Here is a 20,240-nt window from a genome sequence, read left to right as displayed (position 1 = left end):
TTGTGAATGGAAATGCTAAATGTCTTAAATGCCTTTAATGCTTTTCCCCTCGCTGAGTTGGAAGTAGGAAAGCATTTCTACTGGCACATAGGCAGTCTCAAAGTTCACGGACAGGTATTTATTACCTCCTGGATTGTGATTGCTCTCCTCCTGATAGCTTCCCTCGCGGCAACTCGCAATGTGCAGAGAATTCCGAGCGGAATGCAAAATTTCATGGAGTACGCCTTAGAATTCGTTCGAGACTTGGCTAGAAATCAACTCGGCGAGAAAGAGTACCGTCCTTGGCTGCCATTTATTGGCACATTGTTCCTGTTTATTTTTGTATCGAATTGGTCGGGCGCTTTAGTTCCTTGGAAGCTAATTAAGTTGCCAGCGGGCGAACTAGCTGCTCCGACTAATGACATCAACACGACGGTAGCACTCGCATTGCTGACTTCTTTGGCATATTTTTATGCAGGTTTCAGTAAGCGGGGTTTGGGTTACTTTAGTAAGTACATCGAACCGACCCCAATTTTGTTACCGATCGCGATTTTAGAAGATTTCACCAAACCTCTTTCCCTGAGCTTCCGTTTATTTGGTAACATCTTAGCGGATGAATTAGTGGTGGCGGTGTTGGTGTTATTAGTTCCCCTGTTCGTACCTTTGCCCGTAATGATGTTGGGTCTGTTTACCAGTGCGATTCAAGCTTTGGTATTTGCCACCTTGGCAGGAGCTTACATTCACGAAGCATTGGAAGGACACGGCGACGAACATCACGATTAACTCTCTAAAATTGGGTAAAGGCGAATAGCGAACAGTCAAAAGCCAGCGGTCTAATGACTAATGACTAATGACCAATTACCCAACATCTCTCTTGAACTCTGTACACAAAGATTAAGGAAATTTATCATGAATCCGACAATTGCTGCTGCTTCTGTTATCGCCGCCGGTCTAGCTATTGGTTTAGGCGCGATTGGACCTGGTATCGGTCAAGGTAATGCCGCAGGTCAAGCAGTAGAAGGTATTGCGCGTCAGCCGGAAGCAGAAGGCAAAATTCGCGGCACTCTCCTGCTGAGCTTAGCATTCATGGAATCCTTGACCATCTACGGTCTCGTTATTGCATTGGTGCTGCTGTTTGCTAATCCCTTCGCTTAATATTGAAGGATTGCAAAAAAGGGGCGGATGTCTTTCCGCCCCAAAAACAAGGAGGAACTAAAAGTGTTTGATTTTGATGCAACTTTGCCATTTATGGCATTGCAGTTCCTAGTTTTGACGGTAGTCCTCAATGCGGTTTTCTATAAGCCCATGACTAAGGTTCTGGACGATCGGGACGAATACATTCGTACCACTCAAGTGTCAGCTCAGGAACGCTTGGCAAAAGCCCAGAAATTAGCGCAGGAATACGACCAAAAACTGGGAGAAACTCGCAAACAGTCTCAGGCAGTAATTGCTACGGCTCAAGCGGATGCCAAAAAAATCGCGTCGGCAAAAGTAGCTGAGGCTCAAAAAGAAGCTCAAGTTTCGCGAGAAAAGGCAGGCCAAGAAATTGAGCAGCAAAAACAAGAGGCAATGCGCTCGCTAGAACTAGAGGTAGATACTCTGAGCCGACAAATTCTTGAAAAGCTATTGGGCACAGCACTGGCCAAATAGCTCGATCGAACAGTTTTAGATTTTGGGTGAATTCTCAAATCTTAAATCGGTTCATCCAACCTGCACGCGCAATTATGGAAGAGAATCATGGGGACTGTTTTATTGCTAGCCACAGAAGCTAGCACAGAAGGTGGTTTCGGTTTAAATTTCGATATTTTAGAAACCAACCTGATTAACCTGAGCATTGTTATTGGATTGCTGTTTTACTTCGGGCGCGGCTTCTTAGGAAATATCCTAGGCGAAAGACGCTCCGCCATTGAAGAGGCGATTAAAGATGCAGAAACTCGCCAAAAAGATGCAGCGGCAGCTTTAGCAGAACAACAGCAAAAATTGACTCAGGCTCAAGCAGAAGCGGAACGAATTCGCTCCGCTGCTGAAGCAAATGCGATCGTAGCAAAAGAAGCAATTCTAGCTCAAGCGGCGCAGGAAGTTGAACGCATGAAAGCAACAGCAGGTCAAGAGTTGGAAGCGGAGCGGGAAAGAGCGATCGCCCAACTGAGATCGACGGTTGTATCTTTGGCATTAGCAAAAGTGGAAGGTGAGTTGAAAACTCGCTTGGACGACAACGCCCAAAACCACTTAATCGATCGCAGCATTGCGTTACTGGGAGGCTAAAAAGTGAGTATCGTTAGCACAGCAGTCTTACAGCCTTACTCATCTGCCTTGATGTCACTGGCTCAGTCCAGCAATCTCTCAGAAAAGTTCGGCGAAGACATTCGTTCTTTGCTTAGCCTGCTAGAAGGTTCGGAAGAATTACGTCAATTTTTAGCCAATCCGCTGATCAAAGCGGATACTAAAAAAGCTGTAATTAAGCAAATAGCGGGTGAAGAAATGAGCCCCTTGATGCACAACTTTCTGAAGCTTTTAGTAGACAAAGGAAGAATTCTTTTTTTAGAAGGGATTGGCCAACAATACTTGGCAAAGCTCCGAGAACTCAACCAAACAGTATTGGCTGAAGTTACATCGGCAGTCCCACTTTCAGACGCTCAACAGCAGACTGTTCGCGAGAAAGTGCAGGCGATGACCAGCGCTCGTAGCGTAGAAATTGAAACAAAAATAGACGCAGATTTAATCGGCGGTGTGGTAATTAAAGTAGGCTCTCAAGTAATTGATGCTAGCCTGCGGGGACAATTGCGCCGTCTCGGAATTCGCTTGAGTTCTTAAACGAAGGAAGAAGGAAGAAGGAAGAAGGAAGAAGGAAGAAGGAAGAATCAAAGAGAAAACAGAAATAAGTAAATTTCTGTTTTCTAATTGTTAGTCCTAAATGCTTATTGCCAAATCCAAATTCTTTCTGGCTGCAAAGATTGACCATCCCAAAAAGGGCAGCATCCGACTTAAGTTAGTGGAAAGATAAAAATTTTAGATCGAAGTTAAAACTCCCAGATTTAATGCTGCGAGTAAATCTAAAATCTAAAATCTAAAATCTAAAATCGACTGACTGACAACTGACAACTGACACATAATAACTAACATGGCAGCAATCAGACCTGACGAAATTAGCAGCATTATTCGCCAGCAAATTGAACAGTACGACCAAGATGTAAAAGTCTCTAACGTCGGTACTGTTTTGCAAGTAGGCGACGGCATTGCCCGGATTTATGGCTTGGATAAAGCTATGTCCGGCGAATTGCTAGAATTTGCCGACGGCACTGTGGGTATTGCACTGAACCTCGAACAAGATAACGTGGGTGCAGTGTTGATGGGCCAAGGCCTAGGCATTCAAGAAGGTTCGGCAGTTACTGCTACTGGCAGAATTGCTGAAGTCCCCGTTGGTGAAGCAATGTTGGGCCGCGTAGTTGATGCTTTGGCCCGTCCAATCGACGGTAAAGGCGAAATCAAAACTACTGAGTCTCGCTTGATTGAATCTCCGGCACCTGGTATCGTTTCTCGCCGTTCTGTTTACGAACCGATGCAAACAGGGATTACCGCTATTGATGCGATGATTCCCGTGGGAAGAGGACAGCGGGAATTGATTATTGGAGACCGCCAAACAGGTAAAACTGCGATCGCGATCGACACAATCATCAACCAAAAATCGGAAGATGTAATTTGCGTGTATGTGGCGATCGGTCAAAAAGCTTCTACCGTAGCTAACATCGTCAACGTCCTGCAAGAAAAGGGCGCGATGGCCTACACAATCGTCGTAGCAGCCAACGCTAGCGACCCCGCAACCCTGCAATATTTGGCACCTTACACAGGCGCCAGCTTAGCTGAGTATTTCATGTACAAAGGCAAGCACACTTTGGTCATTTATGATGACCTTTCCAAGCAAGCACAGGCCTACCGCCAAATGTCCTTGTTGCTACGCCGTCCTCCCGGTCGCGAAGCATATCCTGGAGACGTTTTCTATCTGCACTCTCGCTTGCTAGAACGCGCTGCTAAATTAAGCGATGAATTGGGCGAAGGCAGCATGACAGCTTTGCCAATCATTGAAACCCAAGCAGGCGACGTTTCTGCTTACATTCCTACCAACGTAATTTCGATTACCGACGGTCAAATCTTCCTTTCTTCTGACTTGTTCAACTCTGGTTTGCGTCCGGCAGTAAACCCCGGTATTTCGGTATCGCGGGTAGGTTCTGCGGCTCAAACTAAGGCAATGAAAAAAGTAGCCGGTAAGGTGAAATTGGAATTGGCGCAGTTTGAAGAACTGGCAGCATTTTCTCAGTTTGCTTCTGACTTGGATAAGGCTACTCAAAATCAATTGGCCCGCGGTCAACGCTTGCGCGAACTGTTGAAACAGGCGCAAAGTTCTCCTCTGCCGATGAACGAACAAGTTGCTGTGATCTATGCCGGTATTAACGGCTACATGGATGACATCGATGTAGACAAAGTAACCAAGTTTACTCTTGGTTTGCGCGACTATTTGCGGACTAGCAAGCCGAAGTACGGCGAAATCGTTCAAGGCGGTAAGGCTTTGACTGATGAAGCTGAGAAGCTGCTGAAAGAAGGCATCACAGAATACAAGCAAACTTTCTTGGTTTCTGCGTAATTAGTCATTAGTCATCAGTGATTAGTCATTAGTTAAGTCGCAGATCCCCCTTAGGCGTGTTTTAAACCCGGAGATCCCCCCTAGCCCCCCTTAATAAGGGGGGGACAAGATCGTTCAAAGTCCCCCTTCTTAAGGGGGATTTAGGGGGATCGAGACTTTGAGAAAAACGATAGAGACATCTGGTTTCAGTCTGAAAATTGATACCAATAGAAAATGCCGTGTCTCTACCGTAGCTAAACTTAAAAACTGATGGCTGGGAACTAAGAACTCAGAAATAAAAGCTAAGGAAAAAGGAGAAAGTTATGGCAAATCTGAAAACTATTCGCGATCGCATTAAGTCGGTCAAGAACACTAAAAAGATTACAGAAGCAATGCGCTTGGTGGCTGCTGCTAAGGTGCGCCGCGCTCAAGAACAGGTGACTGCTACTCGTCCTTTTGCCGATCGCTTGGCAGAAGTATTATACGGTTTGGCAGAACGCTTGAAGTTTGAAAGCCAGGATTTACCGCTGCTGAAAAAACGCGAAGTCAGAACAGTGGGAATTTTGGTTGTTTCGGGCGATCGGGGTTTGTGCGGTGGCTACAACGGTAACATCATTAGATACGCCGAAAATCGCGCCAAGGAAATCAAAGCTGAAGGCTTAAACTACAAATTCGTGTTAGTAGGACGCAAAGCTACTCAGTATTTCCAACGTCGCGAACAGCCGATCGATGCTACTTACACTAACTTAGAACAAATCCCAACAGCACCGGAAGCAGCGCTAATTGCTGACGAATTGCTGTCTTTGTTCCTGTCGGGAACTGTGGACAGAGTTGAGCTAATTTACACCAAGTTTGTGTCACTAATTAGTTCGCGTCCAGTAATTCAAACCTTGTTACCCCTCGATCCTCAAGGTTTGGAAACTCCAGATGATGAAATCTTCCGCTTGACATCGCAAGGCGGACAGTTTCAAGTATCGCGGGAGAAGATTGGTACACCTATGAAGAGTTTGCCACGCGACATGATTTTCGAGCAAGATCCGGCGCAAATTCTGGAGGCACTTTTGCCTTTGTATTTGAACAACCAATTGCTGCGGGCTTTGCAAGAATCTGCTGCTAGCGAGTTGGCTGCACGGATGACGGCGATGAATAATGCTAGTGAGAATGCTAGCGATTTGATCCGTAGTTTGACGTTGACTTATAACAAGGCGCGGCAAGCGGCAATTACCCAGGAAATTCTGGAAGTTTCCGGCGGTGCTGAAGCCTTAAACGGTTAAGTTAGGGTTGACAATTTGTAGATTTTATGGTATGCGTCTGGGGGAACTCAGGCGCTATTTTTTTAGTAAATATAGGAACAAATTGGACGATCGGGACTTACACAGCCTCTATAATATAATGCTTTATAATTAAAGTAGGGTGCGTCGCTGTGACTATTTTGGCTATTGACAACGATTCAATAGCGACGCACCGGGATAATCTCCCGGAAGTCACGACGACGATCGCGAGCGGGGACAGCACTGCACTGGTAAAAATTATGATTCCGATGCCAGCTTCCACAATATTACTCAGATGAGTTTCGCACAGCTAGATGAATATTTAAATCAAGAATTTTCGCCGGATAATTGGTCAGATCATGCTGTTATATATGCTATTGAACAAGTGCAAAAACTTACACCTGCTGATTGGGAAGAACTGAAATCTTGTTGGTGTAATCGTTCCCAAGAATGGCAATTGCGCTGTGCCGAAATTATTTCCGATGCTGACTCTCAACAAGCAATTCCGTTGTTGCTAGAAATGCTTGAGATACCGGATGATGAGCTTACTCTCACGGCGGCAGATTCTTTAAGGTCGATAGATGCAGCCAAAGAAAATTTAGATCTGAGTCTTGATGTTTTAAAACGCTTGCAAACTCTTTCTCAAAACAGTCCGATCGCTCAAATTATTGTTAATGAACTGCTAAAAAAATTGCCAGTCAGATTGTGAATGCAAATATAAACTGCTAGTTCATGCCGATCGCCCATTTGATTATGACTCAATTTCCCCCGAAAATATCGATCGATCGCATCCTCGAACAAAATCCTGAATCCGCACTGGCTTGGGTCAAAAATACATTTTCGGCTCAAACCACCGCACCGCAAGACTTTAACTGGCTTTTATTAGCCGATGTTTCGTCTGCGAAGGCTCGAAAAGGTGAAAATAATGCGGGTTTATTCGATCGCACTTGGGCCGAAGTAGCAACCGCAATTTACGATCGACTAGCGGAAGTGGCGGAACAGAAAAAACCGGGTAGTGGGGAGTCTGTGAAGATTTCTTCAATGATGTTGCGGGCTGGGGCGATCGCCAAATACGGAATAATTCCCAACGATTCAGTTCTGGATGTTAACTTAATTCTACAATGGTTTTGGGATAACATCAAAGAATCGCGGGAAGATGTGGAACAAAAGGCTGCTAATTGGAAAACGCTTGCTATTGAAGAAATTCGAGAGTTAAGACAGCTTAAAAATCGGTTAAAAGTTATCGCTGCACTCGCGAATAGCGATAAATATGTTTTGGATGAAGAACTCAAAGCTTGGCTTTCGTTACCAGAGAAATTGCCGTAGTGAAACCTTATTTTACGACATTTGGCAATAATTTACCTGTTCATTAGTTGAGAAACATGGATAGTAAGATCGGGAAAAGCCAGGGGTTCAATGGTTCCCGATTGAAAAGTATTTCGCTGCTGGTAAAAGTCGCCTTCCGGGAAGCGGAACACGATTAATAGTCGATCGCGCAAGTTAACAACCCAATATTCTGGAATGCCTGCTGCTGCGTAAATCTTGCTTTTTTCCTCTAAGTCTTTAGTCAAACTAGAATCAGAATATTCAATTAGCCAAAAAATATTCTCTGGATAGGGGTGATGCTGTAGGTAGACATCGTTTAGGGGTTGGACAACGGCAATATCTGGTTCTGGTTCCGAGTTATTTGGCAGAGTAATTGGTCTGGCTTCGCGGATTTGTGCTCTGGTGGATAATGCGACTCGCAATTGATTGGCAAAGCGATCGCTAAAATAAGTATGCGCCGTTCCTTCCGGTACCATTTCGACTATTACTCCATTTAGTAATTCAACTTGGCGATCGTCCAAAATACCTGTTTCGATCATCCGATGGTAGTGGTCTATTGTCCATTTTGCGGTACTTAATGTCATTGCGATCGCTCCTGGCTTCTCGCTCACTATGATTGACTTTGCCTGAATTAATCTATTTTAGGCGATCGATAGTTTGTACATGGCGCGCGCGATCCTCTGGCGCGCGCGAGATTCGCGCCGACACCAGAGCAACTCAGGTTGTTTGCACTATTGCATTAGTATGCAGTATAGCATATAGTTGCTTTAATGCGCTTGTATGCAAAACGCTGGTTTTTGGACAAACTTCATAAAATGTCAAAATATATATGTTGTGAAGCCTTGAGCCTGTATGGATGAAAACAAGACTGTGGCTATTAGAGTAGAAATGCCACCCGATCTGCGGAACCGATTTAAGTCAGCCGTCGCTAGGGAAGGTAAAAATATGAGGGATGTTTTGCTTGAATTTATGGAGGAATACGTCAATCAAGCTGAGCAACCCAAAATAACAGCCAGTCAAAACCCAAAGAACACATAGCTGCTGCGTGCAGAAGTGGAGCGATCGCATACAGGGCAAAACATTGTAGTTTTTAAACTGTAAGGGAATTGTGAAGTGAGGAGCGATCGCCTACCGAACCCAAAACCAGAAAACGTCCACTATGTCACAAACCCCGAACTCTGTGAAAAGATGGGCGAAAAATACAACTGGCGGTTAAAAGAAATCCGAGTCAGCCGCAACAGCCCTCCTGATGTGGCCTGCGTGTTTGATGGGGAACAAACCTCGTTTCAGGATACATGGCAAGATTACCAAGATTAAAGCAAAGCGAGGAAAGATGGCAAAAAAAATCTGGATTGTCTATAAAGCCGAAACCATGAGTGATCCCGGTTGGGAAGAACGCCAGCTTATGCCGAGGGGCGGTTTAACTGATATTCTGTGGGAAAACTGGAGTTGGGAAGAAAACCCAATTCTTCCCCAGCCTGGAGACAGAACCCGCGACTACGACAATCTATCTGACTCCGGTAATGGAGTAACTCACGGGAAAGATGGAGATTGGATAGTTACTAGCGTTCACCAGTTTTCTTCCTTTGATAGTGACTTGCGAATTGTGCTGTGCTACTGTTCTTTCCAACCGATTACTTCTGATTGGGAAGCCCTGCAACGAGGTGAGTCTGTGAATCAGATGTTGGCAACTGTCGAGCAATATTGAGTTGATTAAAGTCCGATCGCGTCTGGAGTAATTCAGACGCTTTGTTTGAATGTAAATATGCCTTTTATTCCTGCACAATTTCCACCAACTCTTCAATCATCACATCAAATGTGCGGGCCAATTTGTGTATGGAAATGAAGTCAATAGTTGACACTCCGGGACAGCGCGCGTAGTGTCTGACGGTACTGTAAATTACTCCCGATCGCTCTGAAACCTCTTTTAGTGTCCAACCTTTCTCAGCAGCGAATTCTCTGACTTTTAGTCTGACTAAACCCATACTTGACAAATGATGGTGTACCATCATAAGATATTTTTATTCCAAAAGGCGATCGGCTAATCTTGGACAATCTCATACAAATCTTCGACCATCACGTCAAAAGTCCTCGCCAATTTGTCCAAGGCTGTCACATCAATTGTTGCTAATCCGGGCGATCGGGCATAAGTTCTCAGCGTACTGTAGACTACGCCCGATCGCTCTGAAACCTCTTTGATCGTCCAGCCTTTCTCAGCAGCAAATTCTTTAACCCGCAATCTAATTAAGCCCATAAGCTATTGAAACCTGACTAATATCAGTCACATAACTATACTACAAAAGGCGATCGACCTACTCTTTGACAACCTCAACCAAATCTTCCACCATCACGTCAAAAGTACGTGCCAACTTGAGCAGACAAGTAAAATCAACCATTGCCATTCCTGGAGAACGCGAATAGGTGCTGAGGGTGCTGTAGTTGACTCCCGATCGGTCAGAAACCTCTTTGATCGTCCAGCCTTTCTCACCAGCAAATTCTCTAACCCGCAATCTAATTAAACCCATTGACAGACCACTAGATTTAGTATATTATAATTATATCGTAAAAAGCGATCGCCCCAACGTCTGCAAAACTTAAAGACGATCGCCTATCAAAGTTCAAATCCCATCAAGTGGGATTTATCAACCATTTACAATTCCCATTAAGTGGGATGTATCAACTATGTTAGCAAGCTTTCGACCAAAATCAACCCCCAGACACAGATTGAGCCGGTTTGTTACCAAAGAGGCGATCGCGCGGCTGCTGAAAATCAAGGTAGAACAAATATATCGCTTCGAGTGCTGGGCGCACATCCTCTACGTGCACGCCCAAGGGATGAGTCGGTTTGTGAGTTATGCCGACTTTCCGCCGGTGGTGGGAGTGGAATCGCCGTCGGGTTTAGATTTTGGTTATTGGAAGCGCCGGATGGCGAGTCTGAAGGAGAGATACGCGCCGGATTTTTGGGTGGATTTCTATGGGGATAAATTTCGGGAGGCGGTTTCTGTTGTTGAATTGTTGGAGTGGGGAGAGTTAGTGGGGGTGGTTAAATGGATGTTGGGGGCGATCGGGCTTGAGTCGCTGCGAAAGGTTTACGCCCAAGAGAAATCTCTGCTGGAACATTTCTAAAATATGACTAAAACACGGGTGATTAGAAACCGGGTTTTTTTACGAAAATACTGCACACCCAGCCTTTAACTAAGTGAAAAACCCGGTTTCTTTGCTGTGCGTAACTCCCATAAACTCCAGTCCCCTGCTGTAGGGGCGGTACCCCCGTGCCCGCCGGCTAGGGATCTGCCACAAATATTCAAAAAATTGGTTCAAGCTCGACAGCAACAGTTATAATTTCTCCATGCGCTTCCCCCTGTATCCCCGTTAAGCCCATGAGCAACCTTTCAAACATCCCAGGCGATCGCGCTCCCTTAGCCCAATTCTTAGCCCAACTCAGAAACGCAGGCAATGAGGAGGCGAAGGTTCGGCTATTCTTTGAATTGGCAGAGAAATTTTGCGATCGCGTTGGTGAAGGATAGCAAGAAGGCTGTTCTAGGACTTATTACAGAAGTCAGAAGGCAAATTCAATAATTGCATTTTACTTATGACTCCAAAACCACTATAACCTCTTAAGAAGATGTTTTTTCACTAAGATGGTTATGTTTTCACTGTCTTGTTATCGCCAATATAATTATCAATTTCCCAAAAAACGATTAGATATTATGCCCATTCAAACAAGTATTTTTCCCAAAAAACGATTAGATGCTATGTCCAATAAACCAATTCAAAAAATTCTTTTCGGAAGCCCCGGAACCGGAAAAAGTTATAGAGTTGAAAATAAAATAATTCCTGATGAGTTGAATATAACTGACCAATCAAATATTATTCCAACTGTGTTTCACCCAGAATACACCTATGGTGATTTCATGGGTAAACTGATGCCATTCACTGACGATAGTGGCACTATTGAGTATAAATACTACTCAGGACATTTTTTAAAAGCACTAGCTAAAGCATACAAAAATATAATAATAAGCTGTATTAAATATGAAAAGGATAAAAAAGAAGTAACAGAAGAATACAAGAAAGAAATCGGGAAAACTCGTAAAGAAGATTTCTCTAACGAAGAAATGTCTGTTCTGAAAGAAAAGCACACTAAGATCATAAAACAACCTGAAAATGTTGTTTTGATAATTGATGAACTTAATAGAGGTAATTCAGCAGCAATTTTTGGTACTGTATTTCAACTCCTTGATAGAAACAAAAACGGTTGGTCACAATATCCAATAACAATTTCAGATTTAGAAAAAACTGGATTGTTGCAAGCAATAAGCTTAAAAAAAAATTTTCATAAAGAAAAGGGATACTCATTTGAGTATGATGGAAATTCTTGTAAAGATAAAAGTGAATACGATAAATACCTTGACTATATTTTCAGCGATTTAAGCGAAGAAGAAAGGGTTACACTTCGAGATCAAGAGTGCAAAATTAAATTGCCCCCAAATCTATCATTCTTGGCTACCATGAATACTTCTGACAACTCAATTTATTTCATGGATAGTGCCTTTAAACGTCGTTGGGATTGGGAGTTTATAAATATTGACGATGACGATCAAAGAAAGGTAGTATCTAACCGAAGAGTAAAACTTTACAACAATGATACTTGTGCATGGAATGATTTTGTTGATAAGTTAAATGAATTCATCCGCATTCATTACAAAACAGTCAGGAAAATTGAGGATAAACAGATTGGTTACTTCTTTATTAATGAAGAAATTATAACGGAAGAACACATCAAAAATAAATTGATGTTCTTTATCTGGGATAGTGTTTTTAGTAACAATCGTAAGCCTTTGACTGAACTTTTGGAAATGACTGGAAGAGAAAGAGATTTAGTTACATTTGGACAGTTTACCCAAAAAGATGTTGTTCAAAAATTTGTTAAAAAAGTAATTGATTTTGTAAATGTTTGACCTCAGTAAAATAGATATCATTAAAACCGATCAAGAACGTGGCAACAGTAGCTATTCGTTCGTCGGTATTCAGAGAAATAAGGAAACTGATCGCTTAGAGTTTTGGCTTCCGTTAGGATTTGATGATTTTGATCCTACAGATTTTAACCTAGTCAAAGGTTTCTTCTTCAAGATGTACCGAACCTTCAAAACGTATCTGCAAAGAAAACAGAATGATATGGAGAGCAAAGACATAACCATTGATCGAGACGGAATTGTTGAAAATGAAAACGGATTTAGTTTTATTAATGAAAATAATGAACAGGTAGTTTTTTATGGCAAACTAAATTCGTTAGATAAAATAATTGAGGGGTATGATGAATTGCGAATTTCGTCTTTAGAAAAAAAACAAATGAGAAGCCCCGAAATTGACTACTCAAAGATTCATCGCTATATGCACCAAGCTATCTATCTTGATGGTGATGTGATTTATATTGACGAAATGAATATTGCTAAAAATATCTTAATCAAAGAAAGTCCGCCAATTTTACAACTTTTTTGTTTTATTTACACCGAAATCAAAAGAGAGTTGGAAGAATTAGAAAATATTTCCGATAGGGCTGCCGAGCTTGCCGAGGAGTTTAAAGAAAACTATTTGCAACCTAACAGTAGTTTATTTGGCGAAGATACATTTGCCGAAACCGTAGAGATTTTGAGGGAAACACTAGAAGATATTGACACTAAAACAGCCTATAAAGATGATGATTATTGGCATTTTTTTGAAACAGTAGAGTCATTTTTATACGGAGAGCGACAAAAAGATAATGAAGGTATTTACTGGGGTTTTAGCAGCTTTTATGATATATGGGAGGATATGTGCCAAACTTATGTAATGAATACACCTGAATATAAAGAAAGAGCAATCTTTGCAGATAGGGGAGGATATCTTGAACAATTCCCAAATGAATACCCCATTAATCCATTTGAATTGAAATTAAATAAGTTTAAAAGAGTACGTTACTTGCGTCCTGATTTAGTATTGAAAGAGAAAGAAAACCAAATAGAGAAGTTTTATGAAACCACTTCAATAGATTTGCAAGAAGGCAAGCCAGCCTCTCGAGTAAGGCTGCTAAAGCTTTCCCAAGTAAAAATAAGTTATCCAGAAATCTTCGATAAATATATGAAACTTTCTCGGAGTGAACCAAATAAACCAAGTACGGTAAATATTCGACCTAGATATATGTTTAATGAAGATTTAGAATTTTTTAAAGAATTTTTAAAGCAAACTGTTGGCTCCTCTATTAAAATTATCGACTACAAGTATATGCGTATTTGGGATTATGAAAGGTACTCACCAAACTATATTGATAATAATGGTGAGAACAAAGTAAAAGATGATATACAGAAACAGTTAGTCTATGAATGGTCGGTACAGCAGAATTGGGAGGTAACAACTGAAAGTGAGTTTTGGATACCTTATTTCTCTAATGATCCGTTAGAGTTTGAAAAGAGACATCCAGTAAATAATCCTTACTTTAACAAAAGCCAGATTAAACTGGTTAAAATTAATTTCAAAACACTTCAAGATTTTTATATTAAGCAACGATTGGTATGATTAAACATAATTCTGCGAGTAGTGTTATTAGTATTTTTAATCCAGTTGTTTCACTAAATCCGCAAGTTCGGCAGAGAGTGAATGAAGAGTTTATTTATCCAATTTTAGAGGATTTTTTTAAATATAAAGGAGGGATTGATTCTTATGAAGAGTTAGATCCTGATAAGATTAAAACTGAAATTGAGTTTTCAAAAAAGAATACCATAGAAAGCTATGTAAAATCCTATGTGTACAAAGAAGTGATGAATACAATAAGTAGAAATGATGATGGCACGATAAATTTTAAGCCCAGATATGTTGTTTCTTTTGACCAAGACTTAACAAACTTTCAAGAAGAAATGGGTATCAAATACGGTGAATTGAGACTAGGAAACGCGCCTATTTTATATTTTATTTATATTGATTTACAGGAAATTATACGATTTATCAAGCAAGAATATTGCAATTAATGTAAGATAATGTGACATAAACCAAGGAAAATATAGCGAGTGAAATTGACCCCATATAGCGATAAATTATCGAATATGTTAGACTTATGTCTAGAGAAGAGAAAGGGAGTCAAACAAAATGACAACTATCCAATCAATGACAACTGCAATAACATCCCTTTATGAACAGGATTTTTATCTGTGGTTACAGACAACAATCAACTTATTAAAAGAGGGTAAGTTTTCTGAAATAGATTTAGAGAACTTACTAGAGGAACTCGAAAGCATGGGGAGAAGCGACAAGAATGCTTTAAAAAGCAATTTGAGGGTACTTTTAATGCACTTACTTAAGTATAAATATCAGCCAGAAAAACGAACCAATAGTTGGGTGTACACCATTCGTGAACATCGTAAACGCATCGGAGATACCTTCAAAACCAGTCCGAGTTTGTATCGTTTTTTTGAAGAGATTTTTAATGAATCTTATCAAGATGCTAGGGAATTAGCCGCAGATGAAACAGGTTTATCTATTCAAATATTTCCCCCAGAGTCTCCCTTTACTGAAGAAGAAGTTCTTAATCCTGATTTTTTACCGCCTGAGTGCGATATGTCTGAAAATCCTGAAAATATTGAATAATTGAATCAGATATCCTTCTCTGTACTGATCGGTCATAATAGGATCAGTGAATATGCAAAAGCGAGGAAATAACTATGGTCGCTGCTACTGTCGCACAAAAGCATTTTACTCTAGAAGAGTTCATGGCTAATCCCCTCGATCACATGGAATGGGTGGATGGTAAAATCGTAGAGAAAAATGGAGCCACGCTCAAGCATGGTAAAATTCAATCAACGCTGGGTTGTTCTTGGTCAAATTACAGAAATTTAAGCAAAGAAAATGGTGATTTTTATATTTCACCACCTTGCCACACTAACCAAAACATTCGCCGTCCCGATGTCGCTTATCTCACACCCGAATTAGTCGCACAATTTGGTAATCTTGCCACTTTACCCCAAAGTTTTCCTTTAATTGCCGAAATAGTTTCACCCACCGATATCGCTGAGGATGTCTTTCTCAAAGCACAGGAATATTTAGAATCTAGCTGTCAGGAAGTCTGGTTAGTTTTTCCAGAAAGTCATTTAATATTTGTGATGACTCAAAATCAAATATTAACATTTCGAGCGGGTGATACCGCTAGCACTCAACAAATTCTGATCGGTTTTAGCATTGAGGTCGATCGCCTGCTAGCTTAAACATCAAACTAAATTGCTACAATATATTTGAGACTCCTCAGTCCGCGTAGGCGGACTTCGTTTGTATAGCCCCGAATTCTATTCGGTGGTGTTTATTTAATCCAGATTCGATATCCCACCATTCTAGAAAACGCCATGTCAAACGACTTTTCCTTAGACGAGCTTTTAATCAACAGTTACGATGCCTTCAAAGACGCAGAAAACCAAGTGGGACAGTGCAATGTTTTAGTCATCGGCAAAACCGGAGTCGGCAAAAGTACCCTGATTAATGCAGTTTTTCGCCAGCGCTTAGCAGAAACCGGAGTCGGCCGCCCCGTCACTCACGGTATCCGCCAATATACTAAACCGAATTGCCCGATCGCAGTTTACGACACTCCTGGACTTGAACTCAACGCCGAACAAATTAAAATTATTCAATTAAACGTTGCTAAACTCATTGAAGACCAAAGACTTCTGCACCCCAAAGAACACATTCACGTCATTTGGTACTGCATCAATCACGGCGCAAATCGCATAGAATCCGTGGAAGAAGGCTGGCTAAGAGAAATGGAAATCATGGATGTACCAGTTATTTTAGTGCTCACTCAAACTACATCGAAAAAACCGAGCGAGTTTTTCAAGCAACTGGAACACATGAATTTGCCAGTCAGTCAAATTATCCCAGTCATGGCTGAACCAGAAGAGATTGATGAGGATTATACAGTAAAGTCTCACGGTTTAGATAAGTTGGTTGATGCAACTTTTCAACTGCTGCCGGAAGTAGCAAAAAAAGCCTTTGTCAAAGAACAAATTGCCAATATTGGACTCAAATCTGATATGGCATTTAAGTATTTAAGTGCCTATGTTGCCGGTTCTGCGATTATCGGTGCAACTCCTGTGCCGTTTGCTGATGCGCCAATTTTGATGACGATGCAAACGGCAATGATTGCTAATATTACTGTGATTTTTGGAATGCCCTTTGATAAGGGATTTATCTCGGCGATGCTGTCTGCTATTAGCGGTGCTGGTGGGGTGACTGCTGTTGGTAGAAGTATTGTGACTAATTTGATTAAAATGATTCCGGGTGCGGGTACAATTGTCGGTGGTGCTATCTCCGGTGCAACGGCGGCTACTCTGACGCTGGCTCTTGGTTTGGCTTACATCGAAGTGCTGAAAGCTTATATGAAATCTCAAATCAATGGGGAACAACTTTCTTTGCAGCAGTTGACTAAGATGTTTGTGGATTTGTACAAGGATTATGCGTCGTCGGGGCGCAAAACTTTGAAGGATGATAATCGGAATCAACCAAAACCTCCTAATCAAATTAATATTGATTAAATTGGGCATGGGGCATTGGGCATGGGGCATTGGGCATTGGGTGAGTTTCAATTACCAATTACCAATTACCAATTACCAATTACCAATTACCAATTACCCATTACCAATTACCCATTACCCATTACCCATTTCCAAAGATTGCTATAATATTATTGAATTCTGCAAAAGGGAGTCAATGGCTATGGTAATGACAGCCGTTTTATCAGAAAATGTTTCTCTAGAAGACTTCATCGCTAGTCCCCCCGACGATATGGAATGGGTGGACGGGCAAATATCGGAGAAAAATGGAATGACAGTAAAACACAGTAGAATCCAATCTAGACTAGATTTTTCTTGGAGAAGTTACAAGATATCTAGCGGACAAGGGGGCGAAGTTTATACTGAAGTTCCTTGTCGTACTGACAGGCGAGTGCGTCGCCCTGATGTTGCTTATCTGACTGCTGAACTTGTTGCTGAATATGGCGATGTTCCTACTTTTCCTCAAAGTCCGCTGTTAATTGCTGAAATTGTTTCTCCTACTGATATTGCGGAAGAGATTTTTTTGAAAGCACAAGAGTATTTGGATTCTGGTTGTCTGGAAGTTTGGATTGTTTTTCCAGAAAGTTGCTGGATATTGATAATGACTCAAACTCAAAAGTTAGCGTTTAATTCCGGTGACGTAATCAGCACTCAGTTAGTGCTGCTGGGTTTTAGTGTTGCGGTTGATGAGTTGTTGGGTTGAAGGCAGAAATTAGTTATTAAGTGAGTGAACATATATTGCGTGTCATTACAAAGAAACCGGGTTTTTACAGAATTTAAGGGCTGCAATCAAGTATTTTTGTAAAAAACCCGGTTTCTAGGCCCCCGTGCGTAACTCCTATAAATTTTGTCAACTTGCACCAAATCACCAACAGCGGTACAATGTTTTCTGCTTTGTTTGCAAATCTACCGTAGATTCCAATTGGGAATTAAAACCAATAATTGAAATATGTCTCAAACTTACACTGTTGAATTACTCCACCAAGGCAGCACTTATACCGTAGAAGTGCCGGAAGATCAACCAATTCTGCAAACTGCGATCGCCGCGGGGATTGATTTGCCCAACTCTTGCAATTCGGGGGTTTGTACTACTTGCGCTGCTAAGGTGGTTGAGGGTCAACTTAAGCAGGTTGATTGCATGGGTGTTAGTCCGGAACTTCAGGCTGAAGGTTATGTGTTACTTTGCGTTTCTTTTCCCCGATCGCACTTGAAGATAGAAACTGAAAAAGAAGACATTGTTTACGATCGCCAGTTCGGTAAATCCTAGGACTAAGCTAAAATTTACGTAAGTACCCAAGTACCGATCGCGGTAAAACCACTATGGATCGCCCCATGACCACCCATTTCATTTCCGCAGAAGTAGACCTCCGCGATACGGCCGAAGAACTGCACTCAGCTATTGAAATTGAACTGCAAAAACACGGCGAACCCCTGCGCTGGGCCGTTACAGACGTGGATGTCGATCGCCAAAAGGCTCTGGTAGAAGGCTACGTGCTCGTGGAAGCATCCCCCGTAGCAGCGTGAAGCCCCGCCCTTTAACAGTGGTTTTGATAGTCCCCACAGGCGTTGGAGCCTCGATTGGGGGCTTTGCAGGCGATGCGCTGCCCGTTGCTAGGGCGATCGCCCAAATTTCTGATACGCTAATTACTCACCCCAACGTCCTCAACGGTGCTCAACTTTATTGGCCGATACCTAATGCACTTTACGTCGAAGGTTACGCCCTTGACAAATTTGCAGCCGGATGCTGGGGCCTGCAACCGGTACATCAAAATCGCATCGGCTTAATCATGGACTGCGCGATCGAACCTGAGTTACAATTGCGCCACTTGCAAGCCGTTGATGCTGCTAGAGCTACATTGGGTTTAAACATAACTGATTGTATTTTGACCGATCGCCCCCTGCAAGTAGAATTACGCATTTCAGAATCAGGGGCATCCTGGGGGACGATCGGCAATCCCGACAGTTTACTGCGCGCCGCCGACAAATTGATCGCACAAGCAAAAGTCCAGGCGATCGCAGTTGTGGCCAGATTTCCCGACGATGAAGGTAGCGTCGCCCTCGAAAACTACCGCCGCGGGAAAGGAGTCGATCCCCTCGCAGGCGCGGAAGCAGTCATCAGTCACCTCATTGTCAGAACATTTAAAATTCCCTGCGCCCACGCCCCCGCCCTGTCGCCACTTCCCCTCGATCCACATCTTTCGCCACGATCGGCTGCGGAGGAAATCGGTTATACTTTCTTACCTTGCGTGCTTGCAGGGCTTAGCAAAGCACCGCAATTTGTCACTCCTGGTGTGGGACAGGCATCTTGCTTACCACAGGTATTGGGCGGACAAGATGCCCGCCCCACAAGAGAGAACTTCCATGCAAACAGGCGAAATTTCGATTCGGTATCCCAGGATTTGTGGGCGGATCGAGTCGATGCGGTGGTAATACCGGCCACAGCGTGCGGCGGTAGTGCTATTCTGAGTTTGAGCGGGCGATCGACAGTACAAATTATTGCTGTGGGTGACAACAAAACCCAGATGCAAGCTTCCCCAGAAAAACTCGGAATCAAAGCTTTGCAGGTAAACTCATATTTAGAGGCGATCGGCGTATTGGTCGCTTTACGAGCCGGCATTAGTCCAGCTTCTTTGGGTGCAGACATCTCCTCCCTGCGGTGTTTGTCTGACTCAACTCAACAAATCTAAAATCTAAAACCTAAAATCTAAAATTGATTAAGTGCCAGAAAAACTTCCCGAAAATCCCGAAATTGAACCGTTGACGCGCACTCAGGTTTTAGTAGCAATGGGCGTGACAGCAATTATGTTGCTGGCGGTAGCTAAATTGTGGTTGATATTTGGATCGGTATCGCTTTTGCCCGTCAAATTGATCGTCATGGATTTGTTCAAAGGATTGGCGATCGGACTGGCAATTACAGGCGGTAGTGCGATCGTATATCAACTCTGGCCCGGTTATCGCCGGAGTGCAGACATTTACTTGGAAGTAGTGCTCAAACCTTTGTTTTGGCCGGATTTAATTTGGCTGGGACTGCTACCCGGACTTAGCGAAGAATTGCTATTTCGAGGCGTGATGCTGTCTGGTTTGGGATTGAATGTGACCGGTTTAGTTTTATCGAGTTTTTGTTTCGGCATTCTGCACTTGGGAGGAATGGATCAGTGGCCTTATGCTGTTTGGGCGACGGCTGTGGGTTTCCTGCTGGGTTACAGTGTTTTAGCTACTGGCAATTTGTTAGTACCAATTACAGCTCATGTCTGCACGAATTTGATTTCTAGCTGTGTTTGGAAGTGGGAACACAATATGGTGAAACGGTAGGGCGATCGCACAGATTGGTTAGTAGTGAGGACTTCAGTCCGCATCAATCCAAGGACTAAAGTCCTTACTACGAACCTTTGGTATTTGTTTGTAGTGAGGACTTCAGTCCGCAGAAATTAAAGGACTAAAGTCCTCACTACGAACCTTTGGTATTTGTTTGTAGTG

General features: G+C 42.5%; 29 protein-coding genes. 25 read left to right on the top strand and 4 right to left on the bottom strand.

From position 1 onward, the window contains the following. Positions 1-6 precede the first annotated feature (6 nt). The 9 genes from atpB (at position 7) to JGK22_RS15020 (ending at position 7,194) form a co-directional block, all read left to right on the top strand. The gene (atpB, locus tag JGK22_RS15060) at positions 7-762 is read left to right on the top strand and encodes a F0F1 ATP synthase subunit A (protein ID WP_293154916.1); all 756 of its coding nucleotides are present in this window, start codon (positions 7-9) and stop codon (positions 760-762) included. Between the two features lie 126 nt (positions 763-888). Beyond that, entirely contained in the window at positions 889-1,134 is a 246-nt protein-coding gene (gene atpE / locus JGK22_RS15055) for an ATP synthase F0 subunit C (RefSeq protein WP_193972048.1), read from the top strand. A gap of 27 nt (positions 1,135-1,161) precedes the next feature. Then, a complete protein-coding gene (locus JGK22_RS15050) occupies positions 1,162-1,629 on the top strand; it encodes a F0F1 ATP synthase subunit B' (protein WP_293180392.1) in 468 nt (155 codons plus the stop codon). Positions 1,630-1,716: 87 nt separating this feature from the next. Then, positions 1,717-2,244, top strand: a complete 528-nt coding sequence (locus tag JGK22_RS15045) for a F0F1 ATP synthase subunit B (RefSeq protein ID WP_293180389.1) — start codon at positions 1,717-1,719, stop codon at positions 2,242-2,244. A 3-nt stretch (positions 2,245-2,247) separates the two neighbouring features. Beyond that, on the top strand, positions 2,248-2,793 hold the full coding sequence (gene atpH / locus JGK22_RS15040) for an ATP synthase F1 subunit delta (RefSeq protein ID WP_293180386.1): 546 nt from the start codon (positions 2,248-2,250) through the stop codon (positions 2,791-2,793). A gap of 307 nt (positions 2,794-3,100) precedes the next feature. Then, positions 3,101-4,618 (top strand): F0F1 ATP synthase subunit alpha, encoded by a 1,518-nt coding sequence (gene atpA / locus JGK22_RS15035; protein ID WP_293180383.1) that lies wholly within the window; start codon positions 3,101-3,103, stop codon positions 4,616-4,618. Between the two features lie 302 nt (positions 4,619-4,920). Then, entirely contained in the window at positions 4,921-5,871 is a 951-nt protein-coding gene (locus tag JGK22_RS15030) for a F0F1 ATP synthase subunit gamma (RefSeq protein WP_293190981.1), read from the top strand. A gap of 292 nt (positions 5,872-6,163) precedes the next feature. Then, positions 6,164-6,577: a hypothetical protein gene (locus tag JGK22_RS15025; RefSeq protein ID WP_293197042.1), complete on the top strand. Its 414-nt coding sequence runs from the start codon at positions 6,164-6,166 to the stop codon at positions 6,575-6,577. Positions 6,578-6,621: 44 nt separating this feature from the next. Continuing rightward, the gene (locus tag JGK22_RS15020; protein ID WP_293313108.1) at positions 6,622-7,194 is read left to right on the top strand and encodes a hypothetical protein; all 573 of its coding nucleotides are present in this window, start codon (positions 6,622-6,624) and stop codon (positions 7,192-7,194) included. Positions 7,195-7,226: 32 nt separating this feature from the next. Here JGK22_RS15020 and JGK22_RS15015 read toward each other — a convergent pair whose 3' ends face one another. Continuing rightward, a complete protein-coding gene (locus JGK22_RS15015; protein ID WP_363319143.1) occupies positions 7,227-7,805 on the bottom strand; it encodes a Uma2 family endonuclease in 579 nt (192 codons plus the stop codon). 241 nt (positions 7,806-8,046) lie between these two features. On the opposite strand from JGK22_RS15015, the gene JGK22_RS15010 reads away from it, so the two are divergent. The 3 genes from JGK22_RS15010 to JGK22_RS15000 all read left to right on the top strand — a co-directional run bounded on the left by JGK22_RS15010 (position 8,047) and on the right by JGK22_RS15000 (position 8,902). Continuing rightward, positions 8,047-8,232 carry a hypothetical protein gene (locus JGK22_RS15010; RefSeq protein ID WP_293180371.1) on the top strand — a complete coding sequence of 62 codons (186 nt, stop codon included), beginning with the start codon at positions 8,047-8,049 and terminating at the stop codon, positions 8,230-8,232. Between the two features lie 75 nt (positions 8,233-8,307). Then, entirely contained in the window at positions 8,308-8,511 is a 204-nt protein-coding gene (locus tag JGK22_RS15005; protein WP_293180368.1) for a hypothetical protein, read from the top strand. A gap of 16 nt (positions 8,512-8,527) precedes the next feature. Continuing rightward, positions 8,528-8,902: a hypothetical protein gene (locus tag JGK22_RS15000; RefSeq protein ID WP_293313107.1), complete on the top strand. Its 375-nt coding sequence runs from the start codon at positions 8,528-8,530 to the stop codon at positions 8,900-8,902. 64 nt (positions 8,903-8,966) lie between these two features. On the opposite strand, the gene JGK22_RS14995 is transcribed toward JGK22_RS15000, so the two are convergent. Genes JGK22_RS14995 through JGK22_RS14985 form a run of 3 tightly spaced genes read right to left on the bottom strand, consistent with a single transcriptional unit; the run spans position 8,967 to position 9,719 of the window. Further along, positions 8,967-9,179: a helix-turn-helix transcriptional regulator gene (locus JGK22_RS14995; RefSeq protein ID WP_293180530.1), complete on the bottom strand. Its 213-nt coding sequence runs from the start codon at positions 9,177-9,179 to the stop codon at positions 8,967-8,969. Between the two features lie 56 nt (positions 9,180-9,235). Continuing rightward, positions 9,236-9,448, bottom strand: a complete 213-nt coding sequence (locus JGK22_RS14990) for a helix-turn-helix transcriptional regulator (protein ID WP_293154889.1) — start codon at positions 9,446-9,448, stop codon at positions 9,236-9,238. Between the two features lie 58 nt (positions 9,449-9,506). Next, positions 9,507-9,719 carry a helix-turn-helix transcriptional regulator gene (locus JGK22_RS14985; RefSeq protein WP_106149040.1) on the bottom strand — a complete coding sequence of 71 codons (213 nt, stop codon included), beginning with the start codon at positions 9,717-9,719 and terminating at the stop codon, positions 9,507-9,509. 157 nt (positions 9,720-9,876) lie between these two features. On the opposite strand from JGK22_RS14985, the gene JGK22_RS14980 reads away from it, so the two are divergent. The 13 genes from JGK22_RS14980 (at position 9,877) to JGK22_RS14920 (ending at position 20,075) form a co-directional block, all read left to right on the top strand. Then, positions 9,877-10,320: a hypothetical protein gene (locus tag JGK22_RS14980; RefSeq protein ID WP_293206225.1), complete on the top strand. Its 444-nt coding sequence runs from the start codon at positions 9,877-9,879 to the stop codon at positions 10,318-10,320. Positions 10,321-10,574: 254 nt separating this feature from the next. Beyond that, entirely contained in the window at positions 10,575-10,721 is a 147-nt protein-coding gene (locus JGK22_RS14975; protein WP_293206227.1) for a hypothetical protein, read from the top strand. A 183-nt stretch (positions 10,722-10,904) separates the two neighbouring features. Next, complete coding sequence (locus JGK22_RS14970) at positions 10,905-12,155, top strand: restriction endonuclease (protein WP_293206229.1); 1,251 nt, start codon at positions 10,905-10,907, stop codon at positions 12,153-12,155. Beyond that, a complete protein-coding gene (locus JGK22_RS14965; RefSeq protein WP_293206231.1) occupies positions 12,148-13,749 on the top strand; it encodes a hypothetical protein in 1,602 nt (533 codons plus the stop codon). The genes JGK22_RS14970 and JGK22_RS14965 overlap by 8 nt, the downstream gene beginning before the upstream one ends. Continuing rightward, positions 13,746-14,198 carry a hypothetical protein gene (locus tag JGK22_RS14960; RefSeq protein ID WP_293206233.1) on the top strand — a complete coding sequence of 151 codons (453 nt, stop codon included), beginning with the start codon at positions 13,746-13,748 and terminating at the stop codon, positions 14,196-14,198. Before JGK22_RS14965 ends, JGK22_RS14960 begins: the two co-directional genes overlap by 4 nt. Before the next feature lie 118 nt (positions 14,199-14,316). Continuing rightward, positions 14,317-14,814 carry a DUF29 domain-containing protein gene (locus tag JGK22_RS14955; RefSeq protein ID WP_293180348.1) on the top strand — a complete coding sequence of 166 codons (498 nt, stop codon included), beginning with the start codon at positions 14,317-14,319 and terminating at the stop codon, positions 14,812-14,814. A 74-nt stretch (positions 14,815-14,888) separates the two neighbouring features. Further along, entirely contained in the window at positions 14,889-15,428 is a 540-nt protein-coding gene (locus JGK22_RS14950) for a Uma2 family endonuclease (protein ID WP_293180345.1), read from the top strand. A 135-nt stretch (positions 15,429-15,563) separates the two neighbouring features. Beyond that, positions 15,564-16,745: a GTPase gene (locus JGK22_RS14945; RefSeq protein ID WP_293190985.1), complete on the top strand. Its 1,182-nt coding sequence runs from the start codon at positions 15,564-15,566 to the stop codon at positions 16,743-16,745. A gap of 175 nt (positions 16,746-16,920) precedes the next feature. Further along, entirely contained in the window at positions 16,921-17,466 is a 546-nt protein-coding gene (locus JGK22_RS14940) for a Uma2 family endonuclease (RefSeq protein WP_293154866.1), read from the top strand. Between the two features lie 246 nt (positions 17,467-17,712). Further along, positions 17,713-18,030: a 2Fe-2S iron-sulfur cluster-binding protein gene (locus tag JGK22_RS14935; protein WP_293180336.1), complete on the top strand. Its 318-nt coding sequence runs from the start codon at positions 17,713-17,715 to the stop codon at positions 18,028-18,030. A gap of 65 nt (positions 18,031-18,095) precedes the next feature. Then, positions 18,096-18,287: a hypothetical protein gene (locus tag JGK22_RS14930; RefSeq protein ID WP_293180527.1), complete on the top strand. Its 192-nt coding sequence runs from the start codon at positions 18,096-18,098 to the stop codon at positions 18,285-18,287. Continuing rightward, entirely contained in the window at positions 18,284-19,450 is a 1,167-nt protein-coding gene (locus JGK22_RS14925) for a DUF3326 domain-containing protein (RefSeq protein WP_293180333.1), read from the top strand. The genes JGK22_RS14930 and JGK22_RS14925 overlap by 4 nt, the downstream gene beginning before the upstream one ends. Positions 19,451-19,481: 31 nt before the next feature. After that, entirely contained in the window at positions 19,482-20,075 is a 594-nt protein-coding gene (locus JGK22_RS14920) for a CPBP family intramembrane glutamic endopeptidase (protein ID WP_293180330.1), read from the top strand. Positions 20,076-20,240 lie beyond the last annotated feature (165 nt).

Source organism: Microcoleus sp. PH2017_08_TRC_O_A (assembly GCF_020738665.1).
In the GTDB taxonomy this organism is placed as follows: domain Bacteria; phylum Cyanobacteriota; class Cyanobacteriia; order Cyanobacteriales; family Microcoleaceae; genus Microcoleus.
This window is presented reverse-complemented; position numbering and strand designations above follow the sequence as displayed.